This window comes from Sodalis sp. RH24 (assembly GCF_047324145.1).
Taxonomy (GTDB): domain Bacteria; phylum Pseudomonadota; class Gammaproteobacteria; order Enterobacterales; family Enterobacteriaceae; genus Acerihabitans.
Genome location: NZ_CP178729.1, coordinates 1,044,713 through 1,065,819, shown reverse-complemented (window position 1 = coordinate 1,065,819; position 21,107 = coordinate 1,044,713). Strand labels below are relative to the sequence as shown.

18 protein-coding genes are annotated in these 21,107 nt (G+C 56.2%); 8 read left to right on the top strand and 10 right to left on the bottom strand.

Annotated features, from left to right (window positions below; genetic code table 11):
• Window positions 1–299: 299 nt before the first annotated feature.
• Window positions 300–830 (bottom strand): disulfide bond formation protein DsbB, encoded by a 531-nt coding sequence (gene dsbB / locus ACL2XG_RS04745; protein WP_410015276.1) that lies wholly within the window; start codon window positions 828–830, stop codon window positions 300–302.
• A gap of 385 nt (window positions 831–1,215) precedes the next feature.
• On the opposite strand from dsbB, the gene fadR reads away from it, so the two are divergent.
• Window positions 1,216–1,935 carry a fatty acid metabolism transcriptional regulator FadR gene (fadR, locus tag ACL2XG_RS04740; protein ID WP_413722768.1) on the top strand — a complete coding sequence of 240 codons (720 nt, stop codon included), beginning with the start codon at window positions 1,216–1,218 and terminating at the stop codon, window positions 1,933–1,935.
• 149 nt (window positions 1,936–2,084) lie between these two features.
• On the opposite strand, the gene ACL2XG_RS04735 is transcribed toward fadR, so the two are convergent.
• Complete coding sequence (locus ACL2XG_RS04735; protein ID WP_410015274.1) at window positions 2,085–3,620, bottom strand: SpoVR family protein; 1,536 nt, start codon at window positions 3,618–3,620, stop codon at window positions 2,085–2,087.
• Window positions 3,621–3,907: 287 nt separating this feature from the next.
• Here ACL2XG_RS04735 and ACL2XG_RS04730 point away from each other — a divergent pair, with 287 nt between their 5' ends.
• Window positions 3,908–5,194, top strand: a complete 1,287-nt coding sequence (locus ACL2XG_RS04730) for a D-amino acid dehydrogenase (RefSeq protein WP_413722769.1) — start codon at window positions 3,908–3,910, stop codon at window positions 5,192–5,194.
• Window positions 5,195–5,225: 31 nt separating this feature from the next.
• Here ACL2XG_RS04730 and ACL2XG_RS04725 read toward each other — a convergent pair whose 3' ends face one another.
• A complete protein-coding gene (locus tag ACL2XG_RS04725) occupies window positions 5,226–6,422 on the bottom strand; it encodes a multidrug effflux MFS transporter (RefSeq protein ID WP_413722770.1) in 1,197 nt (398 codons plus the stop codon).
• Window positions 6,423–6,552: 130 nt separating this feature from the next.
• Between ACL2XG_RS04725 and ACL2XG_RS04720 the strand changes: the two genes are divergently transcribed.
• On the top strand, window positions 6,553–6,987 hold the full coding sequence (locus ACL2XG_RS04720; protein ID WP_410016557.1) for a MarR family winged helix-turn-helix transcriptional regulator: 435 nt from the start codon (window positions 6,553–6,555) through the stop codon (window positions 6,985–6,987).
• A gap of 81 nt (window positions 6,988–7,068) precedes the next feature.
• Here the strand turns inward: ACL2XG_RS04720 and ACL2XG_RS04715 are convergent, their stop codons facing one another.
• Window positions 7,069–8,799: a potassium/proton antiporter gene (locus ACL2XG_RS04715; RefSeq protein ID WP_410015271.1), complete on the bottom strand. Its 1,731-nt coding sequence runs from the start codon at window positions 8,797–8,799 to the stop codon at window positions 7,069–7,071.
• 388 nt (window positions 8,800–9,187) lie between these two features.
• On the opposite strand from ACL2XG_RS04715, the gene ACL2XG_RS04710 reads away from it, so the two are divergent.
• Window positions 9,188–10,579, top strand: coding sequence for a diguanylate cyclase (locus tag ACL2XG_RS04710; protein WP_413722771.1), 1,392 nt, complete (start codon window positions 9,188–9,190; stop codon window positions 10,577–10,579).
• A gap of 104 nt (window positions 10,580–10,683) precedes the next feature.
• On the opposite strand, the gene ACL2XG_RS04705 is transcribed toward ACL2XG_RS04710, so the two are convergent.
• Together ACL2XG_RS04705 and ACL2XG_RS04700 are read right to left on the bottom strand one after the other, a co-directional pair.
• On the bottom strand, window positions 10,684–11,958 hold the full coding sequence (locus tag ACL2XG_RS04705; protein ID WP_410015269.1) for a YeaH/YhbH family protein: 1,275 nt from the start codon (window positions 11,956–11,958) through the stop codon (window positions 10,684–10,686).
• A gap of 125 nt (window positions 11,959–12,083) precedes the next feature.
• On the bottom strand, window positions 12,084–14,018 hold the full coding sequence (locus ACL2XG_RS04700; protein WP_410015268.1) for a PrkA family serine protein kinase: 1,935 nt from the start codon (window positions 14,016–14,018) through the stop codon (window positions 12,084–12,086).
• A gap of 435 nt (window positions 14,019–14,453) precedes the next feature.
• Between ACL2XG_RS04700 and ACL2XG_RS04695 the strand changes: the two genes are divergently transcribed.
• Both ACL2XG_RS04695 and ACL2XG_RS04690 read left to right on the top strand, forming a co-directional pair.
• A complete protein-coding gene (locus ACL2XG_RS04695; RefSeq protein ID WP_410015267.1) occupies window positions 14,454–15,203 on the top strand; it encodes a MipA/OmpV family protein in 750 nt (249 codons plus the stop codon).
• A gap of 89 nt (window positions 15,204–15,292) precedes the next feature.
• The gene (locus tag ACL2XG_RS04690) at window positions 15,293–16,147 is read left to right on the top strand and encodes an aldo/keto reductase (RefSeq protein ID WP_413722772.1); all 855 of its coding nucleotides are present in this window, start codon (window positions 15,293–15,295) and stop codon (window positions 16,145–16,147) included.
• Window positions 16,148–16,261: 114 nt separating this feature from the next.
• On the opposite strand, the gene ACL2XG_RS04685 is transcribed toward ACL2XG_RS04690, so the two are convergent.
• Window positions 16,262–17,134, bottom strand: coding sequence for a D-hexose-6-phosphate mutarotase (locus ACL2XG_RS04685; RefSeq protein WP_410015265.1), 873 nt, complete (start codon window positions 17,132–17,134; stop codon window positions 16,262–16,264).
• An 87-nt stretch (window positions 17,135–17,221) separates the two neighbouring features.
• Entirely contained in the window at window positions 17,222–18,217 is a 996-nt protein-coding gene (gapA, locus tag ACL2XG_RS04680) for a glyceraldehyde-3-phosphate dehydrogenase (RefSeq protein ID WP_410015264.1), read from the bottom strand.
• A gap of 350 nt (window positions 18,218–18,567) precedes the next feature.
• Between gapA and msrB the strand changes: the two genes are divergently transcribed.
• Both msrB and ACL2XG_RS04670 read left to right on the top strand, forming a co-directional pair.
• Window positions 18,568–18,981 carry a peptide-methionine (R)-S-oxide reductase MsrB gene (gene msrB, locus ACL2XG_RS04675; protein WP_410015263.1) on the top strand — a complete coding sequence of 138 codons (414 nt, stop codon included), beginning with the start codon at window positions 18,568–18,570 and terminating at the stop codon, window positions 18,979–18,981.
• An 88-nt stretch (window positions 18,982–19,069) separates the two neighbouring features.
• Complete coding sequence (locus ACL2XG_RS04670) at window positions 19,070–19,342, top strand: YeaC family protein (RefSeq protein WP_410015262.1); 273 nt, start codon at window positions 19,070–19,072, stop codon at window positions 19,340–19,342.
• 74 nt (window positions 19,343–19,416) lie between these two features.
• Here the strand turns inward: ACL2XG_RS04670 and pncA are convergent, their stop codons facing one another.
• Both pncA and ansA read right to left on the bottom strand, forming a co-directional pair.
• Window positions 19,417–20,052: a bifunctional nicotinamidase/pyrazinamidase gene (pncA, locus tag ACL2XG_RS04665; protein WP_410015261.1), complete on the bottom strand. Its 636-nt coding sequence runs from the start codon at window positions 20,050–20,052 to the stop codon at window positions 19,417–19,419.
• A gap of 13 nt (window positions 20,053–20,065) precedes the next feature.
• A complete protein-coding gene (gene ansA, locus ACL2XG_RS04660) occupies window positions 20,066–21,082 on the bottom strand; it encodes an asparaginase (RefSeq protein ID WP_410015260.1) in 1,017 nt (338 codons plus the stop codon).
• Window positions 21,083–21,107: the final 25 nt, after the last annotated feature.

The following is a 21,107-nucleotide window of genomic DNA, read 5'->3' as shown; positions in this document are numbered from 1 at the left end:
GCGACTCCCCGCGGGGCGATGTGGGCGAACCTGGAGGGAGAGTAGCGGGCGAGGGGGTCGGACACGAGTGAAATCGCTGTGTTTTTGTACGATTTCACTTTTGCTTATTTCGTTCCCCCTCTCAGGTTTACGTAACAACAGCCATCGCCGGCATGGCGCAGCTCATAAAACGCCGCCGCACGTCCCTGCGGCCATCGGGCGATGCTCAGGGCGTCTTTGTCATGGCGCCCTCTACGTGATTATTGAGGCCTCTTCACCGTTTTGCCTGAAGAGCTGAAGGCGCGGCGGTCGATTTCCGGTTAACGGTTAAACAGGTCGCGTTTTTTGGGGCGAAACGGCTGGGCGATCAGGACCAGCACGCCGACCAGGAGATAAGCGCCAAAAATCACGATCATCCACTGCGGCATCTCCAGGGACATAAAATGCCATTGTCTGACCGCGCAATCACCGGTGGCGCTGAATACGGACGGCAGCCATTTATCCAAGGGCAGCCAGGAGGGGAAGCTGACAAAAAAATCACAGGTGACAAACGGCGAGGGATTAAGCTGGATATCCGTATGCTTCATCGCCAGCATCAGGCCTTCCCAGGCGCTGTAGAGCCAAATAATTAGCGCACCGTAGCGCAGGGGCGTCGACGGCGCGACGGCGCCGACGATGCCGGCACCCATAATGCCGAACAGCGCGCAGCGCTGGTAAATGCACAGTACACAGGGTTTTAATAACATGACATGCTGAAAATAAAGCGCCACCAGCTCCAGGGCGAAGGCGGTAAGCGCCAGCAATACCCAGGCACCACGCCCTCTTGAGCAGCGGTTAAAGAATTGCAACATACATTATTATCCAGGCCGGTTGGTTGCTTTTAAACAGGCAGTTTAAATCAATTAAAGCCAGAAGCCAGCCTCTTTTTTAGGAATATGCCACTTGATATCATACTTGTTTCCCTTTTATTCAATCTGATGGTGTTCTGCTTTTTCCGCTGCTATTTTGTCGTGCCGCCTGCGCGGGAATCGCCGCAGCGGAATCATGCCGAATAAGGCCGTTATGCGCAGTGGGAGGAAAACCCCGCCGGTAATGCGGCGGACATGACATTTTATTGCCGGATATGGCAGGGTTTTGCTGTTACTATCCCTTAACGCTGTATATCGGGTTCACGCGTTCTGATATCATTAGGCCGTTTTTAGCTCACATACGCATGCTGCTACGGAACATAACATTATGGTCATTAAGGCGCAGAGTCCTGCCGGTTTTGCGGAGGAGTATCTGATTGAGAGTATTTGGAACAATCATTTCCCGCCAGGTTCAATCCTGCCCGCGGAGCGCGAACTGTCCGATGTGATAGGCGTTACGCGCACCACCCTGCGGGAAGTGCTGCAGCGGCTGGCGCGTGACGGCTGGCTGACAATCCAGCACGGCAAGCCCACCCGGGTGAATAATGTCTGGGAAACCTCCGGGTTGAATATCCTGGAAACCCTGGCCCGCCTGGACCATGACAGCGTGCCGCAGCTGATTGATAATTTATTGTCGGTGCGCACCAATATCGCCTCGATCTTTATCCGCATGGCGATACGCTTTTATCCGGATAAGGCGCAGAACGTGCTGGCCCAGGCGAAAGACCTGGAGGATCAGGCGGATGCCTTCACCGAAATGGATTACCGTATTTTCCACGAGCTGGCCTATGCGTCGGGCAATCCTATATATGGCCTGATCCTGAACGGCCTGAAAGGCATGTACCTGCGGGTGGGACGTTATTATTTCTCCAATCCCCAGGCCCGCGAGCTGGCGCGTAACTTTTACACGCATCTGGCGGCGCTGTGCCGCGACGGCCTGTACGATCAGGTTATCGATCTGGTCCGCCATTACGGTAATGAAAGCGGCGTCATCTGGAGCAGCATGCAGTCCGCCATTCCGCGCGATATCGCCGAATTCAGGCGTTAACCTCAACGCCTGACAGGCCCGCAGAACCGTTTCCGGCCGGCGCGCACGCGTCGGTATGCGTTTGGAATGTTATGGGAAAAGAATACAGACGATAAAGCGTAGCCGCGCTATTGGAAACGCGGCGCCTCTACAAGACGGCGCCCATGCCATCACAGCGGTATAGACCGCGGCGGACAGCGTTCAATCAACTCAATATTGCCATCGTCATTGACCTGTTCCATATAGACATCAAAACTCCACAGCCGATGAATATGCTTCATCACTTCGCGCCGGCTTTTAGCCAGCGGCGCGCGGTTTTGCGGCGTATAGCGCAGTGTCAACGAGCGGTCGCCGCGCAGATCGACATTCCAAATCTGGATATCCGGCTCCAGGTTGCTCAGGTTATATTGCGATGAAAGCTCCTGGCGTATGGCCCGGTAGCCCTCCTCGTTATGAATGGCGGCAATTTCCAGATAATTATTGTGGTCGTCATCCAATACCGTAAACAAACGGAAATCGCGCATGATTTTCGGCGACAGGAACTGGCTGATAAAACTCTCATCCTTGAAATTATGCATGGCGAAATGCAAGGTCTCCAGCCAGTCGCTGCCGGCGATATCCGGGAACCAGTGCTTATCTTCGTCCGTCGGCGACTGGCAGATGCGTTTGATATCCTGGAACATGGCGAACCCTAACGCATAAGGGTTGATGCCGCTGTAATACGGACTGTTATAGGGCGGCTGGTAGACGACGTTGGTGTGGCTGTGCAGAAACTCCAGCATAAAACGATCGGTGACTTTTTTCTCATCATAGAGATGGTTAAGAATGGTGTAGTGCCAGAAGGTGGCCCAGCCTTCGTTCATTACCTGGGTTTGTTTCTGCGGATAAAAATATTGGCTGACCTTGCGCACGATGCGCAGGATCTCACGCTGCCAGGGCTCGAGCAGCGGGGCGTTTTTCTCCATAAAGTACAGCAGGTTTTCCTGCGGCTCATGGGGATAGCGGCTGGCCTGGGCCGGCAACTCTTCTTTTTCGCGCCGGGGCAGGGTGCGCCACAGTTCGTTAACCTGGCTTTGCAAATATTCCTCGCGGCTCTTTTGCCGCGATTTTTCTTCCTGCAGCGAGATTTTCTGCGGACGTTTATAACGATCGACGCCGTGGTTCATCAGCGCATGGCAGGAATCGAGCAGTTGCTCCACCTGCTCGACGCCGTAGCGTTCCTCGCATTTGGTAATATAGCCGCGGGCGAAGATGAGATAATCGACGATGGAGCTGGCATCGGTCCAACTGCGGAATAAATAGTTATTTTTGAAAAAAGAATTATGGCCGTAACACGCATGCGCCATGACCAGCGCCTGCATGGTCATGGTGTTTTCTTCCATCAAATAGGCAATACAAGGGTTGGAGTTAATGACAATTTCATACGCCAACCCTTGCTGGCCCTGCTTGTAACGTTGTTCAGTCTCGATAAATTTTTTGCCGAACGACCAATGGGTATAATTAATCGGCATGCCGACGCTGGAATAGGCGTCCATCATTTGCTCGGAAGTGATCACTTCTATCTGGTGGGGGTAGGTGTCCAGCCGATAAAGCTTCGCCACCCGGTCGATCTCGTCCAGATAATCCTGCAGCAGCTCAAATGTCCAGTCGGGTCCATCGCTAAGACAAGTGGTATCCTTAAAACTTTCGTCAAGAGAAATCGTCATCAGCGCACCTCATCGTTACAGACAGCACTTCATCATGCTGGCTTATAATTAATCCTAGTGCAAGATGAAAATGACGCAGGCGCCGCGCCAAATTTAATCCCGGCGCGATTATCCCCGGTTAATGGCGTATTGCCCTTGAAATAACCCCACGGCTGAGTATTTTAGGATGGGCTAACAGCAATGTCGCGGCTTGCGCCGGCCAAGGAAACGCTGGCCGGTTAACCGTTTTTTCTCCCCTACTACATTATTATTGTGCTGCGCAATGGGCGCCATAGGATTGGATAATCATGCGGGTCATCATTCTGGGTAGTGGCGTTATCGGCGTGGCAAGCGCGTGGTATCTTGCCCGGGCGGGGCATGAAGTGCGGGTGCTTGACCGGCAGCCCGGACCGGCGCAGGAAACCAGCGCCGGCAACGCCGGACAGATTTCCCCCGGTTATGCCGCGCCATGGGCCGCGCCGGGCGTACCGTTAAAGGCTATAAAATGGATGTTTCAGCGCCATGCGCCGCTGGCTATCCGGCTGAAAGCCAGCGATCACCAGTTGCGCTGGATGTGGCAAATGCTGCGTAACTGCGACAGCCACCATTATTATATTAATAAAAGCCGCATGGTGCGCCTGGCGGAATACAGCCGTGATTGCCTCAAGGCGCTGCGCGACGAAACCGGTATCGCCTATGAAGGCCGCCAGGGCGGCACGCTGCAGCTGTTTCGCACCGACCAGCAGTATGCCGCCGCCGCCAGGGATATCGCCGTGCTGCGCGATGAAGGCGTCCCTTTCGCCCTGCTGGAAGCCCATCAGTTGGCCGACGTCGAACCGGCGCTGGCGGGCGTGGCCCATAAGCTTAGCGGCGGGCTGCGGTTGCCTAACGATGAAACCGGCGATTGCCAGCTGTTTACCCAGCGTCTGGCCGCCATGGCCGCCGCGCAGGGCGTTGAATTTCAGTATAATTGCACTATTACCGGCCTGATGCGCACCGGCAACCTGGTGGCCGGGGTCGTCTGCGACGGCGAGCTGCTGCAGGCCGATGCGTATGTGATGGCGCTGGGTTCGTATTCCACCGCCATGCTGCGCGATCTGATCGACATACCCGTCTATCCGCTGAAGGGCTATTCGCTGACCATCCCCCTGGCCGATGAACAGGGCGCGCCGGTATCCACGGTCCTGGATGAAACCTATAAAATAGCCGTCACCCGCTTTGATCGGCGTATCCGGGTGGGCGGCATGGCGGAAATCGTCGGTTTCAACACCGGCCTGGAAAAAGCCCGGCGCGATACGCTGGAAATGGTGGTGCGCGATCTTTTTCCGTTCGGCGGCCATATCGAGCAGGCCACATTCTGGACCGGACTACGCCCGATGACGCCGGACGGCACGCCCATCGTCGGGGCCACGCCGGTGAAAAACCTGTATCTCAACACCGGACACGGCACGCTCGGCTGGACCATGGCCTGCGGGTCGGGGCGGCTGCTGGCGGATATCATCAGCGGCGCGCGGCCGGAGATTCCCTATGACGATTTATCGGTCGCCCGCTATGACGGCAATTTCAGGGCGGGCGTGGAGCCGAAAATGGCCTGACGAGCGCGCGGCGGGGCCGCCGCCGCCGGTGCTATTGCTGCAATGACGTCAGCCTCCCCGACAAGCGCCGGGTATGCAGGCGGGCGAGGCCGGCAAATACCGCGCCCAATAACATCACCAACGACAGCGACAGGCGCGGCGGCAGCGGCAGGGCGATAAACGCCAGGCTGATGGCGGCCGCGCCCGCCATCTGGACAAAGCCGTTCAGCGCGGCCGCCACGCCCGCCTGGTCGGGATACGGCTCCAGCGCGTAGCTGGCGGCGGGGCCCAACAGAAAGGCCAGTCCGGAACAGGCTATCGCCACCGGCAGCATATAGCTCAGCCAGTGGGTTTGCCATATCAGCGGCGTCCAGGCGACGCTGGTCAGTAACGTCAGGCTGCCCAGACCCATCAGCAGGGTACCGATGGTCAGGCAGGCGGGGCGGCCCGCTTTGCGGATCACCCGGTTGGCGATGACGCTGACCAGCATAATCCAGCCCCCATTGGCGCCGAAGGCCAGCGAAAACTGCAGCGGCGTCAAGTGGGCCACCCCCATCAGCACCTGGGATGAAAGCGACACATAGGTCAGCGCCATCGCCATGGCGCCGGTATTGACCAGGGAAAACACCCGAAACCGCCGCTGACCGAGGATCGCCAGATAGGCGTTCACCGGCAGGCCCAGGCGGCGCAGGGTATTGCCCGGGCGCGTTTCCGGCAATCCCCGGGCAATCAACGCCAGCACCACCAGGGCATAAGCAGTCAGCGCCCAGAAGGGCGCGCGCCAGCCGAACCACTCGGCCAGCAGCCCGCCGGCCAGCGGGGCCAGCGCCGGCACGATATTCAGCGTGCCGTTCAGGAAGCTGAAGGCGCGGGCCGCGTCGTCGCCGTTGAGCCGGTCGCGCACGCAGCTGAACAAGGCGACGGTGGTACAGCATACCGCCAGGCCCTGCAACACCCGCGAGCACAGGAACACCGCGGGCAGTTGGGCCAGGGCCGCCATGGCGGCCCCCAGGCCGTACAGCGCCACGCCCGCCAGCGCCATGGGCCGGCGGCCGAAATAATCCACCAGGGGGCCGGTAAGCAGCTGACCGACGCCCATGACCAGGATAAACAGCGGGATAGTGGACTGGATCAGGGACTCCGGAGTACCCAGTCCTTTGGCGATGCCCGGGATCACGGGCAAATAGAGATCGATACCCAGCGGACCCAGCAATACTAATGACAGCAACAGCAGCAGAAATTTTCGCATCTATAACCACATATTAAGAACGAGCTTAAGAATAGGGGCAGCCGGCGGGCAAGGAAAGAGGAAAAATGGTCATCCAGGCTAATATATGATAATTTTTGTCACATTGTTTCTGATGTTGTTACCCGCCTTTATGAAAACGGAATATAAAAGTTTTTCCAAATTGTTGCATTTGACTTCCAGGGCATTGCGCATGGCGATTGACCGGCGTTTGAAATATCTCGGGCTCAGCCAGGCCAGCTGGGTGGCGGTGGCGGCGATAGCCGGCGCGCAGTCGCCGCTGTCGCAAAGCGAACTGGCGCTGATCCTCGGCGTCGAAGGCGCCACTATCGTCTCCATGATAGACCGCCTGGTGAAGCTGGATTTGGTTCAGCGCATTCCCACCGCCCAGGACCGGCGCAAGAAATTGCTGGTGGTCACCGCCGAAGGCAAGGCATTGTACGAAAAAGTGCGCATGGAAGCCGATGCCATCGGTAAGGAGATCCTGGAAAACGTGACCGAACAGGATATCCAGGTTGCCATGCAGGTGCTGACCAAAATCTACGCCGCCACCGAATCCCTGGATTGACGCCCCCCGTCCGCCGTGCCGACGGCGCTGGCACCGGCCCATCCGGGCAGATGGCGACGTTTTTGCGTTGCCGCGGCGCCGTTAAACCTGCTCTTCGGCGATTTTAATACCGATTTTACTCACTTTCTGATCGTCTTTTTCGGCGATGGTCCACACCAATCCTTCCGAGACGACGTTATCGCCCACCACCGGTTCGCCGCCGCCCAATAATTGCATCACAAAGGCGCCCAGCGTCAGCTCATGTTCCACTTTCTCATGCAGATCGAGGCCATAGATGGCCGCCACGTCTTCCAGCCTGGCATTGGCCTCGAGAATAAAATCGCCGAAAAAACGCTGATCCAACGCCACCGGCGGCGACTGGCTGAACAGCCTGCCCAGCGCCGGCAAATCCCGTTCCCGGCCGATAACGCACAGTACATCGCCCTCTTTCAACCGGGTGTTGCCGGTGGGGTGCAACATCACGTTATCGCGAAACAACGCGGCGATACGGGTGTGCTTGGGCATTTTCATATCGCGCAGCGCGGCGCCGACACACCAGTTATCCTCATTAAGCTGGTAAATAAACTGTTCCCAGGGATTTTCGGGATGGATATCCATGCCCACCCGGTTGATAGGCTTGGCGGTGGGCGGCACCACCACCTTAGCCAGCCTGGCGGCAAAACCCAGCGACGTTCCCTGCAGCAAAAGTGAAATCAATACGATAAAAAACGCGACGTTAAAATACAGGCGCGCGTGGTCCAGGCCGGCCATCATCGGGAATACCGCCAGGATGATCGGTACGGCGCCGCGCAGGCCCACCCAGGAGAGAAATACCCGCTCCCGGGCGGTAAAGTTGCGAAAGGGCAGCAACCCGACCCAAATGGATAACGGACGGGCGACCAGCATCAGCCAGAGCGACAAGATCAGCGCCGGCACCGCAATCATCCACAAATCGCTGGGCGTCACCAACAACCCCAGCACCAAAAACATGCCGATCTGGCTTAACCAGGCCATGCCGTCGAAGGTTTGCAAAATACCGTGTCGGTTGCGGATCGGCCGGTTGCCTAATAAAAAGCCGCAGAGATAGACCGCCAGGATGCCGCTGCCTTCCAGCGCCGTGGTCAGGGAGAAAATCATGATGCCGCCGCTTACCGCCAGCAGCGGATACAGTCCCGGGGCCAGGGAAATTCGGTTAATGGTTTGCAGCAGCAGCCAGCCGCCGCCCAGGCCGAACAACATCCCCAGGCCGAACTGCTGGATCAAATGCACCAGGAACATCCAGCTTAAATGGGATTCATGTCCCTGGATCATCGAGATAAGCGTAATGGTCAAAAACACCGCCATGGGATCATTGCTGCCGGACTCAATTTCAAGCGTGGCGTTGACGCGCTCGTTCAGGCCTTTGTCGCCCAGCAGCGAGAATACCGCGGCGGCGTCGGTGGAACCGACGATGGCGCCGAGCAACAACCCTTCTATCAGGTTGAGGTGAAATAGCCAGGCCGCCACCATGCCGGTCAGTCCGGCGGTAATCAGTACGCCCACAGTCGCCAGCGACAGCGCGGGCCACAGCGCCACGCGAAACGAGGTGGCGCGGGTGCGCATGCCGCCGTCGAGTAATATCACCGCCAGCGCCAGGTTGCTGATGAGGTAGGCGACCGGATAATTATCGAAACCGATGCCGCCGATACCGTCCACCCCGGCCAACATGCCGATGGCCAGGAAAATAACCAGGATTGGAATACCCAAACGGGAAGAGAGGGAACTCAGCAGGATGCTGCCGCCCACTAAAATAGAGCCAATAATAAATAAACTGATGATGGTGCTGCTGTCCAACCTAACTCTCCTTTATTGTTTTCGCCGGCTCCCGCTCATCCTGAACGGAAATAAGAGGCTACTGTTCCAGACAATATTGCCGGGCGGTGATGGGTGCCGCTGTTTATGCATGGAGGGGGCTTTCAAACTACCTCCTTTCACGCCAACCACAAAGCCGTTTTTTGCCAAAAGGCTATTTTTAGGCATTTCACGTCCAATACGCGGGATAATGGCTAAAAATCGACGCAAAGGGTTTTATGCCATGGCCGTGCCGGGATAATCATCGACATCGGCCGGCGGCTGGACAATGGGGTCTGAATGGAGCGCCCATGCTATGGCGCATGCCTGGGTTTTTCATTCATGTTACTATAAATTACCGCTGATAATGAATTACTGAATAAAAATTCCGATGAAATTTGACGGGCAATATTACGACATGCTGATCGTGAAGGAATGGCAGGATTTGATTGCCATCACCAGCGAGGCCGCACATAAGCTATTAATTTCATTTAAAAATGAAGATATTGATTTATTGGTGGACGATTTTTACGATTATATGCTGGGGGATGATAGCGCCCGGCTATTTCTTTCCAGCCAGCAGGTCAAGGATCGTCTGCATGCCACGCTGGTTCAATGGCTAAAGGCGGTATTGAGCAGTTCCGCCGCCGATCTGCCGGCATTGATCAGCGTCCAGCGTAAGGTCGGCGACGTGCATGCCCGCATCGGCATCCCCATTGATCTGGTGGCGCGCGGCGCCCGCCGTGCCAAAAGATCCCTTTATATCCTTCTGCGGCGCGATATTACCGATTTGGCCTTATGTTACGACGCCATGCGCTTTTCATCCCTGGCTATGGATATGGCTATCGAAGTCATGACCACGGCGTATTCCCGGTCCCATGAAAATACCACCAAGGACAAGGAGAATTTCCGCTTATTCTCCATTCTCGACAACGTCCATGTCGAACGGGAGCGCCAGCTTGCGGCGTTGCTGAACTGGGAAAACCAGTTTATCTACAACATCGCCACCGGTCTTCCCCTGGCGGAGATCGTGCCGCTGGCAGACGCGGAATTCGGGCTGTGGTTTCAGCACAAAGGACGGCACGTGTTTGAATCCGTTGACGAAGTCGCCGCCATCGAGGGATTGTTGGCCGGCGCCGACGCGTTTATTGCCTCCTACAGCGCCGATCGGGTGGCGGTAGCGGAACTGCGCCACCAACTGCTGCGCACCGTGCGTAACCAGGTAAAGCAGATCAGCACGCTGCTGGCGACGCTGTTCGACGAGCTGGCGAAATTTGAAAATGGCAAAGATCCCCTGACCAATCTGCTGAACCGGCGCTTTATTCCCACCATACTGCGCCGGGAAATCGCCCTGGCGATGCGCTCCGGCACGCCGTTTGTCATCGCCATACTGGATGTCGACTATTTCAAAAGCATTAACGACAGCTTTGGTCATGATGCCGGGGATGCGGCGCTGAAAAAAATTGCCGTGACCCTCTATGAGAGCGTACGCAGCAGCGATTATGTTTTTCGTTACGGCGGGGAGGAATTTATGCTGCTGTTTGTGGAAACGTCCGAAAGCCAGGCGGTTTCCATACTGAACACCATTCGCAACCGCATCGCGGAGCGGCCGGTCCAGCCGGCGGACGGTGGCAATATCACCCTGACGGTGAGCGTCGGCCTGTGCATATTCGACGGCCATCCCGATTATGAGCGCTTAATTAAAAAAGCCGACAACGCGTTATATCTGGCGAAACAAAACGGCCGGGATCGCATCGAAATCTACCGCGAAGGGCATCACTGAGGCGGGAGCTACGCCTGGCAACGGGCGTTGTGGCAACGGGGCGGGGCAAAACCTAAATCAGCCAGAATAAAACCGCAGTCTGGCTGATTTACCTACAGTTGCGTTTATCTTTCGTTAACCTGTTTATGGAACAATTCCCTGAATACCGGATAGATATCTTCCTGATCGCGGATATGCTGCATGGCAAAATTGTCATATTTGGCCTGCAGATCTTCATATTCCCGCCACAGGGTTTGATGCGCCCGGCGGGTGATCTCGATATAGCTATAATACCGCACCATCGGCAATAGCTTGCCGGCCAGCAGTTCGTGGCACAGCGGCGAATCGTCCGCCCAGTTATCGCCGTCGGAGGCCTGCGCGGCGTAGATATTCCACTGCGCGGGGTCATAACGTTCCTTCACCACCTCTTCCATCAGCTTCAGCGCGCTGGAGACAATGGTGCCGCCGGTTTCCTGGGAGTAGAAAAACTCATGCTCATCCACTTCCTTGGCCTGGGTGTGATGACGGATGTAGACCACGTCGACGTTTTTATAGGTCCGGCTGAGAAACAGATACAGCAGGATATAAAACCGCTTCGCCATATCCTTGGTGGCCTGATCCATCGAACCCGACACATCCATCAGACAGAACATGACCGCCTGGCTTGACGGTTCGGCGCGCCTTTCGAAATTTTTATAACGCAAATCAAAAGTATCGATAAACGGTACCCGGGCGATTTTCTGCCGCAGCTCCGCTATCTCCTTATGGATCCGCTCCTCCTCCAGCAATTGGGCCGGCTCGCTGTTGGCGAGCATGGCCAGCTCCTCCTCGAGCTCCCGGATGCTGCGGCGTTTGCCGGCGGTCATGGCGGTGCGCCGCACTAAGGAGTTTTGCAGCGAACGCACCACGCTGATATTGGCCGGCACGCCGGTGGACGTATAGCCGGAACGGTGCGTCTTGTACTCATTCAACTGCTTATGCTGGTTTTTTTGCAGATTGGGCAGCGCCAGGTCCTCAAACAGCAGGTCGAGGTATTCGTCTTTCGAGATTTGAAAGACGAATTCATCCTCGCCTTCGCCGTCCTGGCTGGCATTGCCCTGGCCGCTGCCGCCGCCCCCGCCCGCGGGCGGACGCTCAATGCGGTCGTTCTGGATAAAGTGATCGTTGCCGGGATGCACCCGATGGCGCATGCCCCCACGTCCCTGATGGAAAATAGGCTCATTGATATCAGTATTGGGAATCGACACCGATTCCCCGCTTTCTATATCGGTAACCGAACGCTTGTTGATGGCCCCGGCAATCGACTGTTTGATTTGCGACTTATAGCGGCGTAAAAAGCGCTGGCGGTTCACCATGCTTTTGTTCTTGCCGTTAAGTCGTCGGTCAATAAAGTAGGCCATATATTTCCTCCGGGCGACATTGTCCACCAGCTTTACTTATGCCGAAATCCTCGACAATAAGCCACTACGGCCAGCCACGCCGCAGCACAAATGCGGCGGCGTGACGACAATGTCGGCTACTGCGATCAAGACGATTTCCTCACCCGCAGATACCATTCACATAACAGGCGCACCTGTTTGCGGGTATAACCCTTTTCCATCATGCGATCCACAAAGTCGTCATGTTTTTTCTGCTCATCGGTAGATGTTTTCGCATTAAATGAAATAACAGGCAACAACTCTTCGGTGTTGGAGAACATTTTTTTCTCAATAACGGTGCGCAATTTTTCATAACTGGTCCAGTTAGGATTACGTCCGTTATTGTTGGCGCGGGCCCGCAGCACGAAGTTGACGATTTCGTTACGGAAATCTTTCGGGTTGCTGATGCCCGCCGGTTTTTCAATTTTTTCCAATTCCGCATTCAGTGCTTCCCGATCGAATAACTGGCCGGTATCTGGATCGCGGTATTCCTGGTCCTGGATCCAGAAATCGGCATAGGACACGTACCGGTCAAATATATTTTGACCATATTCGGAATAGGATTCGAGATAAGCGGTTTGAATCTCCTTACCGATAAACTCGGCATATTTAGGAATCAAATAACCCTTGAGATGTTCGAGATATTTTTCGGCAATATCCTGCGGAAACTGCTCGCGTTCAATTTGCTGTTCCAGGATATAAAATAAGTGTACCGGGTTAGCCGCTACCTCGCCGTGATCAAAGTTGAATACCCGCGACAAGATTTTAAAGGCGAAGCGGGTGGATAAGCCGTTCATGCCTTCGTCGACCCCCGCGTAATCACGGTATTCCTGATAGGATTTTGCCTTCGGGTCGGTATCTTTCAGGCTCTCGCCGTCATAGATGCGCATTTTGGAGTAGATACTGGAGTTTTCCGGTTCTTTCAGCCGTGAAAGGATGGAGAAACGGGCCAGCGTTTCCAGCGTGCCCGGCGCGCAGGGCGACTCCGACAGCTCACTATTGACCAACAGTTTTTCGTAGATCTTGATTTCCTGCGAAACCCGCAGGCAATAAGGCACTTTGACGATGTAGACACGGTCAAGGAACGCCTCGTTGTTTTTATTGTTGCGGAACTGCACCCATTCCGATTCGTTGGAGTGGGCGAGAATGATGCCGTTGAACGGCAGCGCGGCGATACCTTCGGTACCGTTATAGTTCCCTTCCTGGGTGGCGGTCAGCAGGGGATGCAGCACCTTGATCGGCGCCTTGAACATTTCGACGAATTCCATGATGCCCTGGTTGGAGCGGCAAAGGGCGCCGGAATAGCCATAGGCGTCGGGATCGTTCTGGGCGTGGTCCTCCAGTTTGCGGATATCGACTTTACCGACCAGGGCGGAGATGTCCTGGTTGTTCTCATCGCCCGGCTCGGTCTTGGCGATGGCTATCTGCTCTAGAATGGACGGCCAGACCTTGACCACTTTAAAACGGGTGATATCACCGCCGAACTCGTGCAGGCGTTTGGCCGCCCACGGCGACATGATGGTGCCGAGATAGCGGCGCGGCACGCTATACTCTTTTTCGAGGATGTTGGCGTCTTCCTGCGGGTTGAACAGGCATAACGGATGATCGTTGACCGGGCTGCGCTCGCCGTTGGCGCTCAGGATGTAGATGGGCACCCGCTGCATCAGCGCCTTGAGACGCTCGGCCAGGGAAGATTTACCGCCGCCAACCGGTCCGAGCAGGTACAGGATTTGTTTCTTTTCTTCCAGTCCCTGGGCCGCGTGCCTGAGATATGACACGATTTGCTCAATAGCCTCTTCCATGCCGTAAAATTCTTCAAAGGCGGGGTAGCGTGCTATAACGCGGTTGGAAAACAGTCGGGAAAGCGGTGGCTCCTGGGCGGTGTCGACCATGACCGGCTCACCGATGGCCATTAACAGTCTTTCCGCCGCGTTGGCGAATGCGCTGCGATCCTGGCGGCAGATGGTAAGGAATTCCTGCAGTGTGAACTCTTCGTCCTTGGCAGCTTCGTAGCGCTGACGATACTGGTCAAATATGTTCATAGCGATGCCCGTCCTTCGTTATTAGCACAGGTTAAAAAGGAGCTAGGATAAGTATTTAGTGCTCCTGAAAAAATCGATCTCTCCTAAGTACAGCAACCACTATGCCAACTTTGTTTGCACTTTATTGTTACCGCTCTCAGGAAAAACCTTTCTCTATAATAAAGTTTAGTTGGCATCTGGCAAATGTCATTTATGTGTTACCGCTTTTTTTAAGATATATCAATGACTCAGTTAACGTTTTTTTACCAAAGCCCTGTGTGGCGCGGCCTGTAGGGCTGTGGACCGATTTTGGCATAGTGTATATAAAATTAGGATATAATTTAGACGTTAATTGTTCTTTTCTGTAAATAATCGGCAAACGGCGTTGGTTTACTTTACACTTCACGTTTATATTGCGGTTTGTTCGTTTTTTTAACACTACGGGAAGCATCCATTGTGAAAACTCACCCATTATCCTTACTGAGTCTCGCGGTAGCCCTGGGCCTGTGCGCCCCGGTGGCAATGGCCGGCACCTGGTCCGTGGGCGCATCCGCGCTGCACGCCACCAGCCCTTATAAAGGCGCCGACGACAGAACAATCCCGTTTCCCATCATTAACTATGACGGGGACAGCGTCTACCTGCAAGGCCTGAGCGCCGGCTATTATCTGTGGAAGGATGCGCAGAACCAACTGTCGCTGACGGCCGAATATTCGCCGTTCGGCTTCAAGCCCAGCGACAATGATTACGGCTATATGAAGCAGTTGGATAAGCGGCGCGGAACCGCCATGGCGGGGCTGCGCTATAAGTATACGGCGCAATGGGGCATAGTTCGCGCATCCTATCTGGGCGATATCCTGGATAACAGCGATGGATTTACCGCCGATCTCGCTTATCTTTATCCTTTTACATTCGACCGGTTGACCCTGTTGCCCGGCATCGGCGCCAACTGGGCCAGCGATAACCAGAACGATTACTATTATGGCGTCAGCCGGCATGAATCCAGGCGCAGCGGCTTGGCGGAATACCAGGCCGACGACGGATGGTCGCCGTACCTAGAGCTGACGGCGGTTTACGCGTTGAACGAAAACTGGAATGCCTCGCTGATGGCGCGCTATACCCGGTTGAGCGATGAAGTGAAAGATAGTCCGATGGTGAATGCCAGCGCGACGACGCTTATCGGGGTAGGGATGACCTACCGCTTTTAAATGGTGCGCACCATGCTTCATTGGGGTGCATTTATGCGCGGGCGCACCAATCAGGTGCGCCCGCGGTGTTTTATACAACAGGAGGAACTATGGCCAGTAAACAGGTGATTTTTCCCGATGGGCATACCCTGCCCGCGATAGGTCAGGGCACCTGGTATATGGGCGAACGGTCCAGCGATATCCAGGCTGAGGCGCGCGCGTTGCAGTATGGACTCGACCTGGGGCTGAGCCTGATTGATACCGCCGAAATGTACGCCGACGGCGGCGCGGAGCGCGTGGTGGGCCGGGCGATACAGGGCCGGCGCGAAGAGGTGTTCCTGGTGTCGAAGGTCTATCCGCAGAATGCCGGTGGCGCCAAGGCGCAGGCGGCATGCGAAAACAGCCTGCGCCGTCTGCAAACCGATTATCTTGATCTGTATTTATTGCACTGGCGCGGCGGCATTCCGTTGTCCGATACCATCGCCGCCATGGAGACGCTGCGCCAGGCGGGAAAGATCAAACGTTGGGGCGTGTCGAACCTGGACGTGGCGGATATGGAGGAACTGTGGTCGCTGCCGGGCGGCGATGCCTGTATGACGGATCAGGTGTTGTACCATCTGGCCTCGCGCGGTATTGAGTACGATCTGCTGCCGTGGTGCCAGGAACGGGGAATGCCGGTGATGGCATACTGTCCGCTGGCGCAGGCCGGCAAGCTGCGTAACGGGTTGATGGACAATCAGGCGGTACAGCGTATCGCCGGCGAACTGGCGCTTACGCCGGCCCAGGTGTTACTGGCATGGGTGATACGGCGTCCGGGGGTGATTGCTATTCCCAAGGCGGGAAGCCGGGCGCATGTGAAGGAGAATGCCAGGGCGCTGGAGGTGGTATTGAGCGCGGCGCACCTTGATGAATTGGATCGCGCGTTTCCCGCGCCCCAGCGCAAAACCCATCTGGATATCGTCTGATCTTAGCGACGACCCGAGAGGACCGGCCCGGCCCCACCGGCACGCTTTCCCGGTAACAGGTTTGCTGCAGTTTAGCGTGGGCGGCCCTGGCCGCCATGGGGCCGTAAGCCGCGGTCAGGCTTTACGTAGGCTGATAACCGTCGCCAGGCGCGCGGGGGCGGCCGGCGTGGCTACCAGCGGTTTATTGACGCGTGCGGTTTCCACGCAAACATAGGTTTTATAGCCCTCGTCCGTGATATCGCTGATTTTTTTCGCCAATTCCGCGCCGGGATTCCAGGCTACCACGTCGCTGTAGTGGTGATGATGGATTTCGATGACGCGTTTATTGCCCCGGTCGTTAATCAGGCTGATGTCCTGCGGGTGGGTATATACCCGATCCACTTCGCCGCTGAACGTGACGTCGCCCTGCTGTTGCGCGGTAACGCCGCCGTTCACCTTGTCGATATAGCTGTTGCCCAGTCCGCTTACGCTGACGTCGTTAATATCCTTGATATTAAAATAGCTGTGCAGGGCGGCGGTGTTCTGGAAATCGCCTTTGGCTTCCAGTTCGATGCTGCAGGTGCGGCCCAGGACAAATGTCGCGGTCAGGGTAAAGGGTTTCGGCCAGTATTGCTCGGTAACGGCGCTGTCGTGCAGGCTGAGGGACAGGGTGACCTGCTGATCGTTTTCCTGATGGACGTCGAGATGCCAGGGCAGGATACGCGCAAAACCATGGTTGGGACTGGCTACCTTGCCGAACCAGGGCCAGCAGACGGGCACGCCGCCGCGAATGGCCACGCCATCCTTGAATTCGCTGCTGTCGCTTAACCACAGCACCGGTTCTTCGCCTGCGGGCTGCCAGGCCACCAGATGGGCGCCCTGCAGGGTAACCGCCGCCTTGACGCGCGGATGATCGATGACGATAACCGGCAGTTCATCCATCTGACGCAAGCTGATGGAGGATGAGAGCTGCTCTTTGACGGGTAACGCAAAAACAGAGTTATGCATACATGAGCCTTGTGAAGTTAAGCATTGGAATCAAATAAAAAGGGCGACATTGCTGTCGCCCCATAAGCCGTTCTTTATCGACAATGATTACTTGGCGATATGGGAAATCAGATCCAGTACTTTATTGGAATAACCCGTTTCGTTATCGTACCAGGCTACCAATTTTACAAAATTCTTGTTCAGCGCGATGCCGGCTTTGGCGTCAAATACCGACGTCAGTTTTTCGCCGTTGAAATCGGTGGAAACCACGTCTTCATCGGTGTAGCCCATTACGCCTTTCAGTTCGCCTTCGGACGCTGCTTTCATCGCTGCGCAGATTTCTTCATACGTTGCGCTTTTTTCAATGCGCGCGGTTAAATCGACAACGGAAACGTTCGGGGTCGGAACACGGAAGGACATGCCGGTCAGTTTACCGTTCAGCTCGGGGATAACTTTACCCACGGCCTTGGCGGCGCCGGTTGAGGACGGAATGATGTTCTGGGACGCGCCGCGGCCGCCGCGCCAGTCTTTATGGGACGGGCCGTCGACGGTTTTCTGCGTTGCGGTGGTGGCGTGTACGGTGGTCATCAGCGCTTCAACGATACCGAATTTATCGTTAAGGACTTTGGCCAGCGGCGCCAGGCAGTTGGTGGTACAGGAAGCGTTGGACACGATATCCTGGCCATCATAGGATTTATGGTTCACGCCCATGACGAACATCGGGGTATTGTCCTTGGAAGGGCCCGTCAGGACCACTTTCTTGGCGCCGGCGGTGATGTGCTTGCGGGCGGTTTCGTCGGTCAGGAAGATGCCGGTGGCTTCTGCAACCACGTCAACGCCAACGTCACCCCATTTCAGGTTAGCCGGATCTCTCTCAGCGGTAACACGGATGGTTTTGCCGTTTACAACCAGATGGCCGTCTTTCACTTCCACGGTACCGTCGAAACGACCGTGAGTTGAATCATACTTCAGCATGTAAGCCATATAGTCGGCGTCTAACAGGTCATTGATGGCGACGATTTCGACATCGTCACGTTCCTGCGCAGCACGGAAAACAATACGGCCGATACGGCCAAAACCGTTGATACCTACTTTGATAGTCATATATTCCACCAGCTAATTATTAGTGAATAAAAGGTTACTTGTAAACTTACAAAAACCTCGCGCAGCGTCAAGCGGAATCGTGTCAATTATTGCTGCAAATCAAACGTAATCACACCATTTGAACGTAAATTGTCCGTTCCGCCGCCCGCACAGCTACGAATAAGATGGGGGCCGTAGCCCGCCATTTAAACTGCACCTGGCAGCTAAATGTGACATGCATCACACTTACCGCTCACGTCGTTTCTCGCCCTCTAGTTTAAGCTAAAAATCATCCCGGTGTTGTTAATTATTTGTTATAATAAGCCGGTTCAAAACCCTTATCATTCATTCACCGCCTGAGAATCGCACGTATGGCTAAAAATGATCCCGATCGCATCGTCCCCGACCACCTGACCGATATGCAGCGCCATGTCACGCAGGAGCGGGGCACCGAGCCGCCTTATAGCGGTAAGTTGCTGGAAAATAAGCGCACCGGCCAGTACCACTGCCTGTGCTGCAACGCGCCGCTGTTTTTTTCTGCAACCAAATATGACTCCGGCTGCGGCTGGCCGAGTTTTTACGAGCCGGTTAACGAGTCCGCCATCCGTTATCTGGACGACAACTCCCATGGTATGCATCGCGTGGAGATCCGCTGCGGCAATTGCGATGCCCATCTTGGGCACGTATTCCCGGACGGGCCGCAGCCCGGCGGCGCCCGTTTTTGCGTTAACTCCGCTTCGCTGCGTTTTAAGGACCAGGAAAATGGCGAAGAAATCGACGGCTGATTCGCACGTAACACACCCGCGCGTATCGCTGCCGGCGGAGGCAAGCTTTATCGATTCAGCTAATTATTCTTATGATAAGGAATAAATCGTGGACGTTGATGCGCTACTGGCTAACCTGACGCCTGACATCTACCAGCGCCTGAAAACGGCGGTGGAACTGGGCAAATGGCCCGACGGCGTTCCCCTGACCGCCGAACAAAAGGATAACTGCCTGCAAATGGTGATGCTGTGGCAGGCCCGTCATAATCATCAGCCGGAGCATATGAGCATCGGCACCGACGGGCAAATCGTGATGAAAAGCAAGCGCGAGCTGCTTGAGGAACTGACCGGGCGACCGGTGGCGCGTATCAAGCCCGAATAGCGCGGCCACCCCGGCAGGCGCGGCCGCGTCACCATGCCGGGAAACGCCTATCCTTCGCCGGCGCCGCTTCGCGCTCAGACGCCGCGCATCATCTCATCCAGGGTCACCAGCCTGGCGCCGTGGCGGCGCATTTCCTCCAGCGCCCTTTGGCTGTCGCCGGCGTCCAGGTTGACGCCGCGGCATCCTTCGGTGAGCACGTCGGTGCGATAGCCCAGCGACAGCGCGTCAAGCACGGTGAACTTTACGCAATAGTCGGTCGCCAGCCCCATCACCGTCAGATGGGTGATATCCAGCGCGCGCAGCCAGTCATCCAGCTCGGTCTGCTGGCGATGGCCGTTATCAAAAAACGCGCTGTAGCTGTCTATCTCGGGCTGGCGGCCCTTGAGGATCTTCTTGTCAATCCATTGCTGATGCAACTGCGGGTGCAACTGCGCCCCGGGGGTATCCTGTACGCAGTGCACCGGCCACCATACCTGGCTGAGACCGTCCAGCATGCCGGTATCGCCCACCCGGGCGCCGGCGTTGACCGCAAAACTGCCGTGCTGGCGTGGATGCCAGTCCAGCGAGGCCGCCACCGGGAAACCCGACCGGCGGCAAAAGGCCATCGCCTGGTTGGCGACGCTTATCACCGCGTCTCCCTCGGCGACCGCCAGCGCGCCGCCCGGGCAAAAATCATTTTGTAAATCGATCAACAGTAAGGCGCTGTTCATAGATCTCTCCCGTTCACTCTTTAACGGTTAACTCCCCGCGCAGGTTTTGCTGCATCAGACGGCAAATATCGGCGGCCGGCAGCGACTGGCTCAATAAAAAGTGCAGTTTGGTCAGGGTGGCCTCGACGGTCATATCAAATCCGCTGATAACGCCGGCCCGCGCCAGGGCGTTGCCGGTAGCGTAGCCGCCCATATCGACCCGGCCGGAAAAACATTGGGTCAGGTTGACCACGATGCTTCCGCGCGCCACCGCCTGGCGCAATTCATCCAGCAGCGCCGGGTGCTGCGGGGCGTTGCCCACGCCGTAGGAGCGCAGGATCAGCGCTTTCACCGGCTGGCGTAAAAAATTGCCCACCACATCGGCGGAAATGCCGGGATAAAGCGTGACCACCCCGACCGGCTGCGGCGTGATCGGATGACTGATAAGCACGCCGTCGCCCCCGGGCGGCAGCGGGGAGGCCATGCGGCGTATATGGATGCCCGCTTCCAGCAGCGGCGGCAAATTGGGTGAGGCAAACGCGTCGAAACCGTCGGCGTGGGCTTTGGTGGCGCGGTTGCCGCGAAACATCTTATTGTTAAAAAACAGGCTGACTTCATTCACGGGATAGTTGGCCGCCAGGTACAGCGCGTTGAGCAGATTGGTCTGGCCGTCGGATCGCAGTTCCTCCAGCGGGATCTGCGATCCGGTGACGATCACCGGCTTATTCAGGTTTTCCAGCATAAACGACAGCGCGGAGGCGGTGAACGCCATGGTGTCCGTGCCGTGTAAAATAACAAACCCATCATAGCGATGATAATTTTCCGCGACATCCTGGGCGATATGTTGCCAATCGTCGGGCGTCATATCGGAGGAGTCGATCAGCGGCGTGTATTCATGCACGGTGAAATCGGGCATTTCCGGGCGATAGAATTCCGGCATCAGGGCCAGCTGACGCTGCAGATGCCCCGAGACCGGGATATAACCGTTTTCGGAACGTTGCATACCAATGGTGCCGCCGGTATACGCAACATAAATGGATTTTTTTGACATGAAGGGACAGGCGTTGACGGGATAA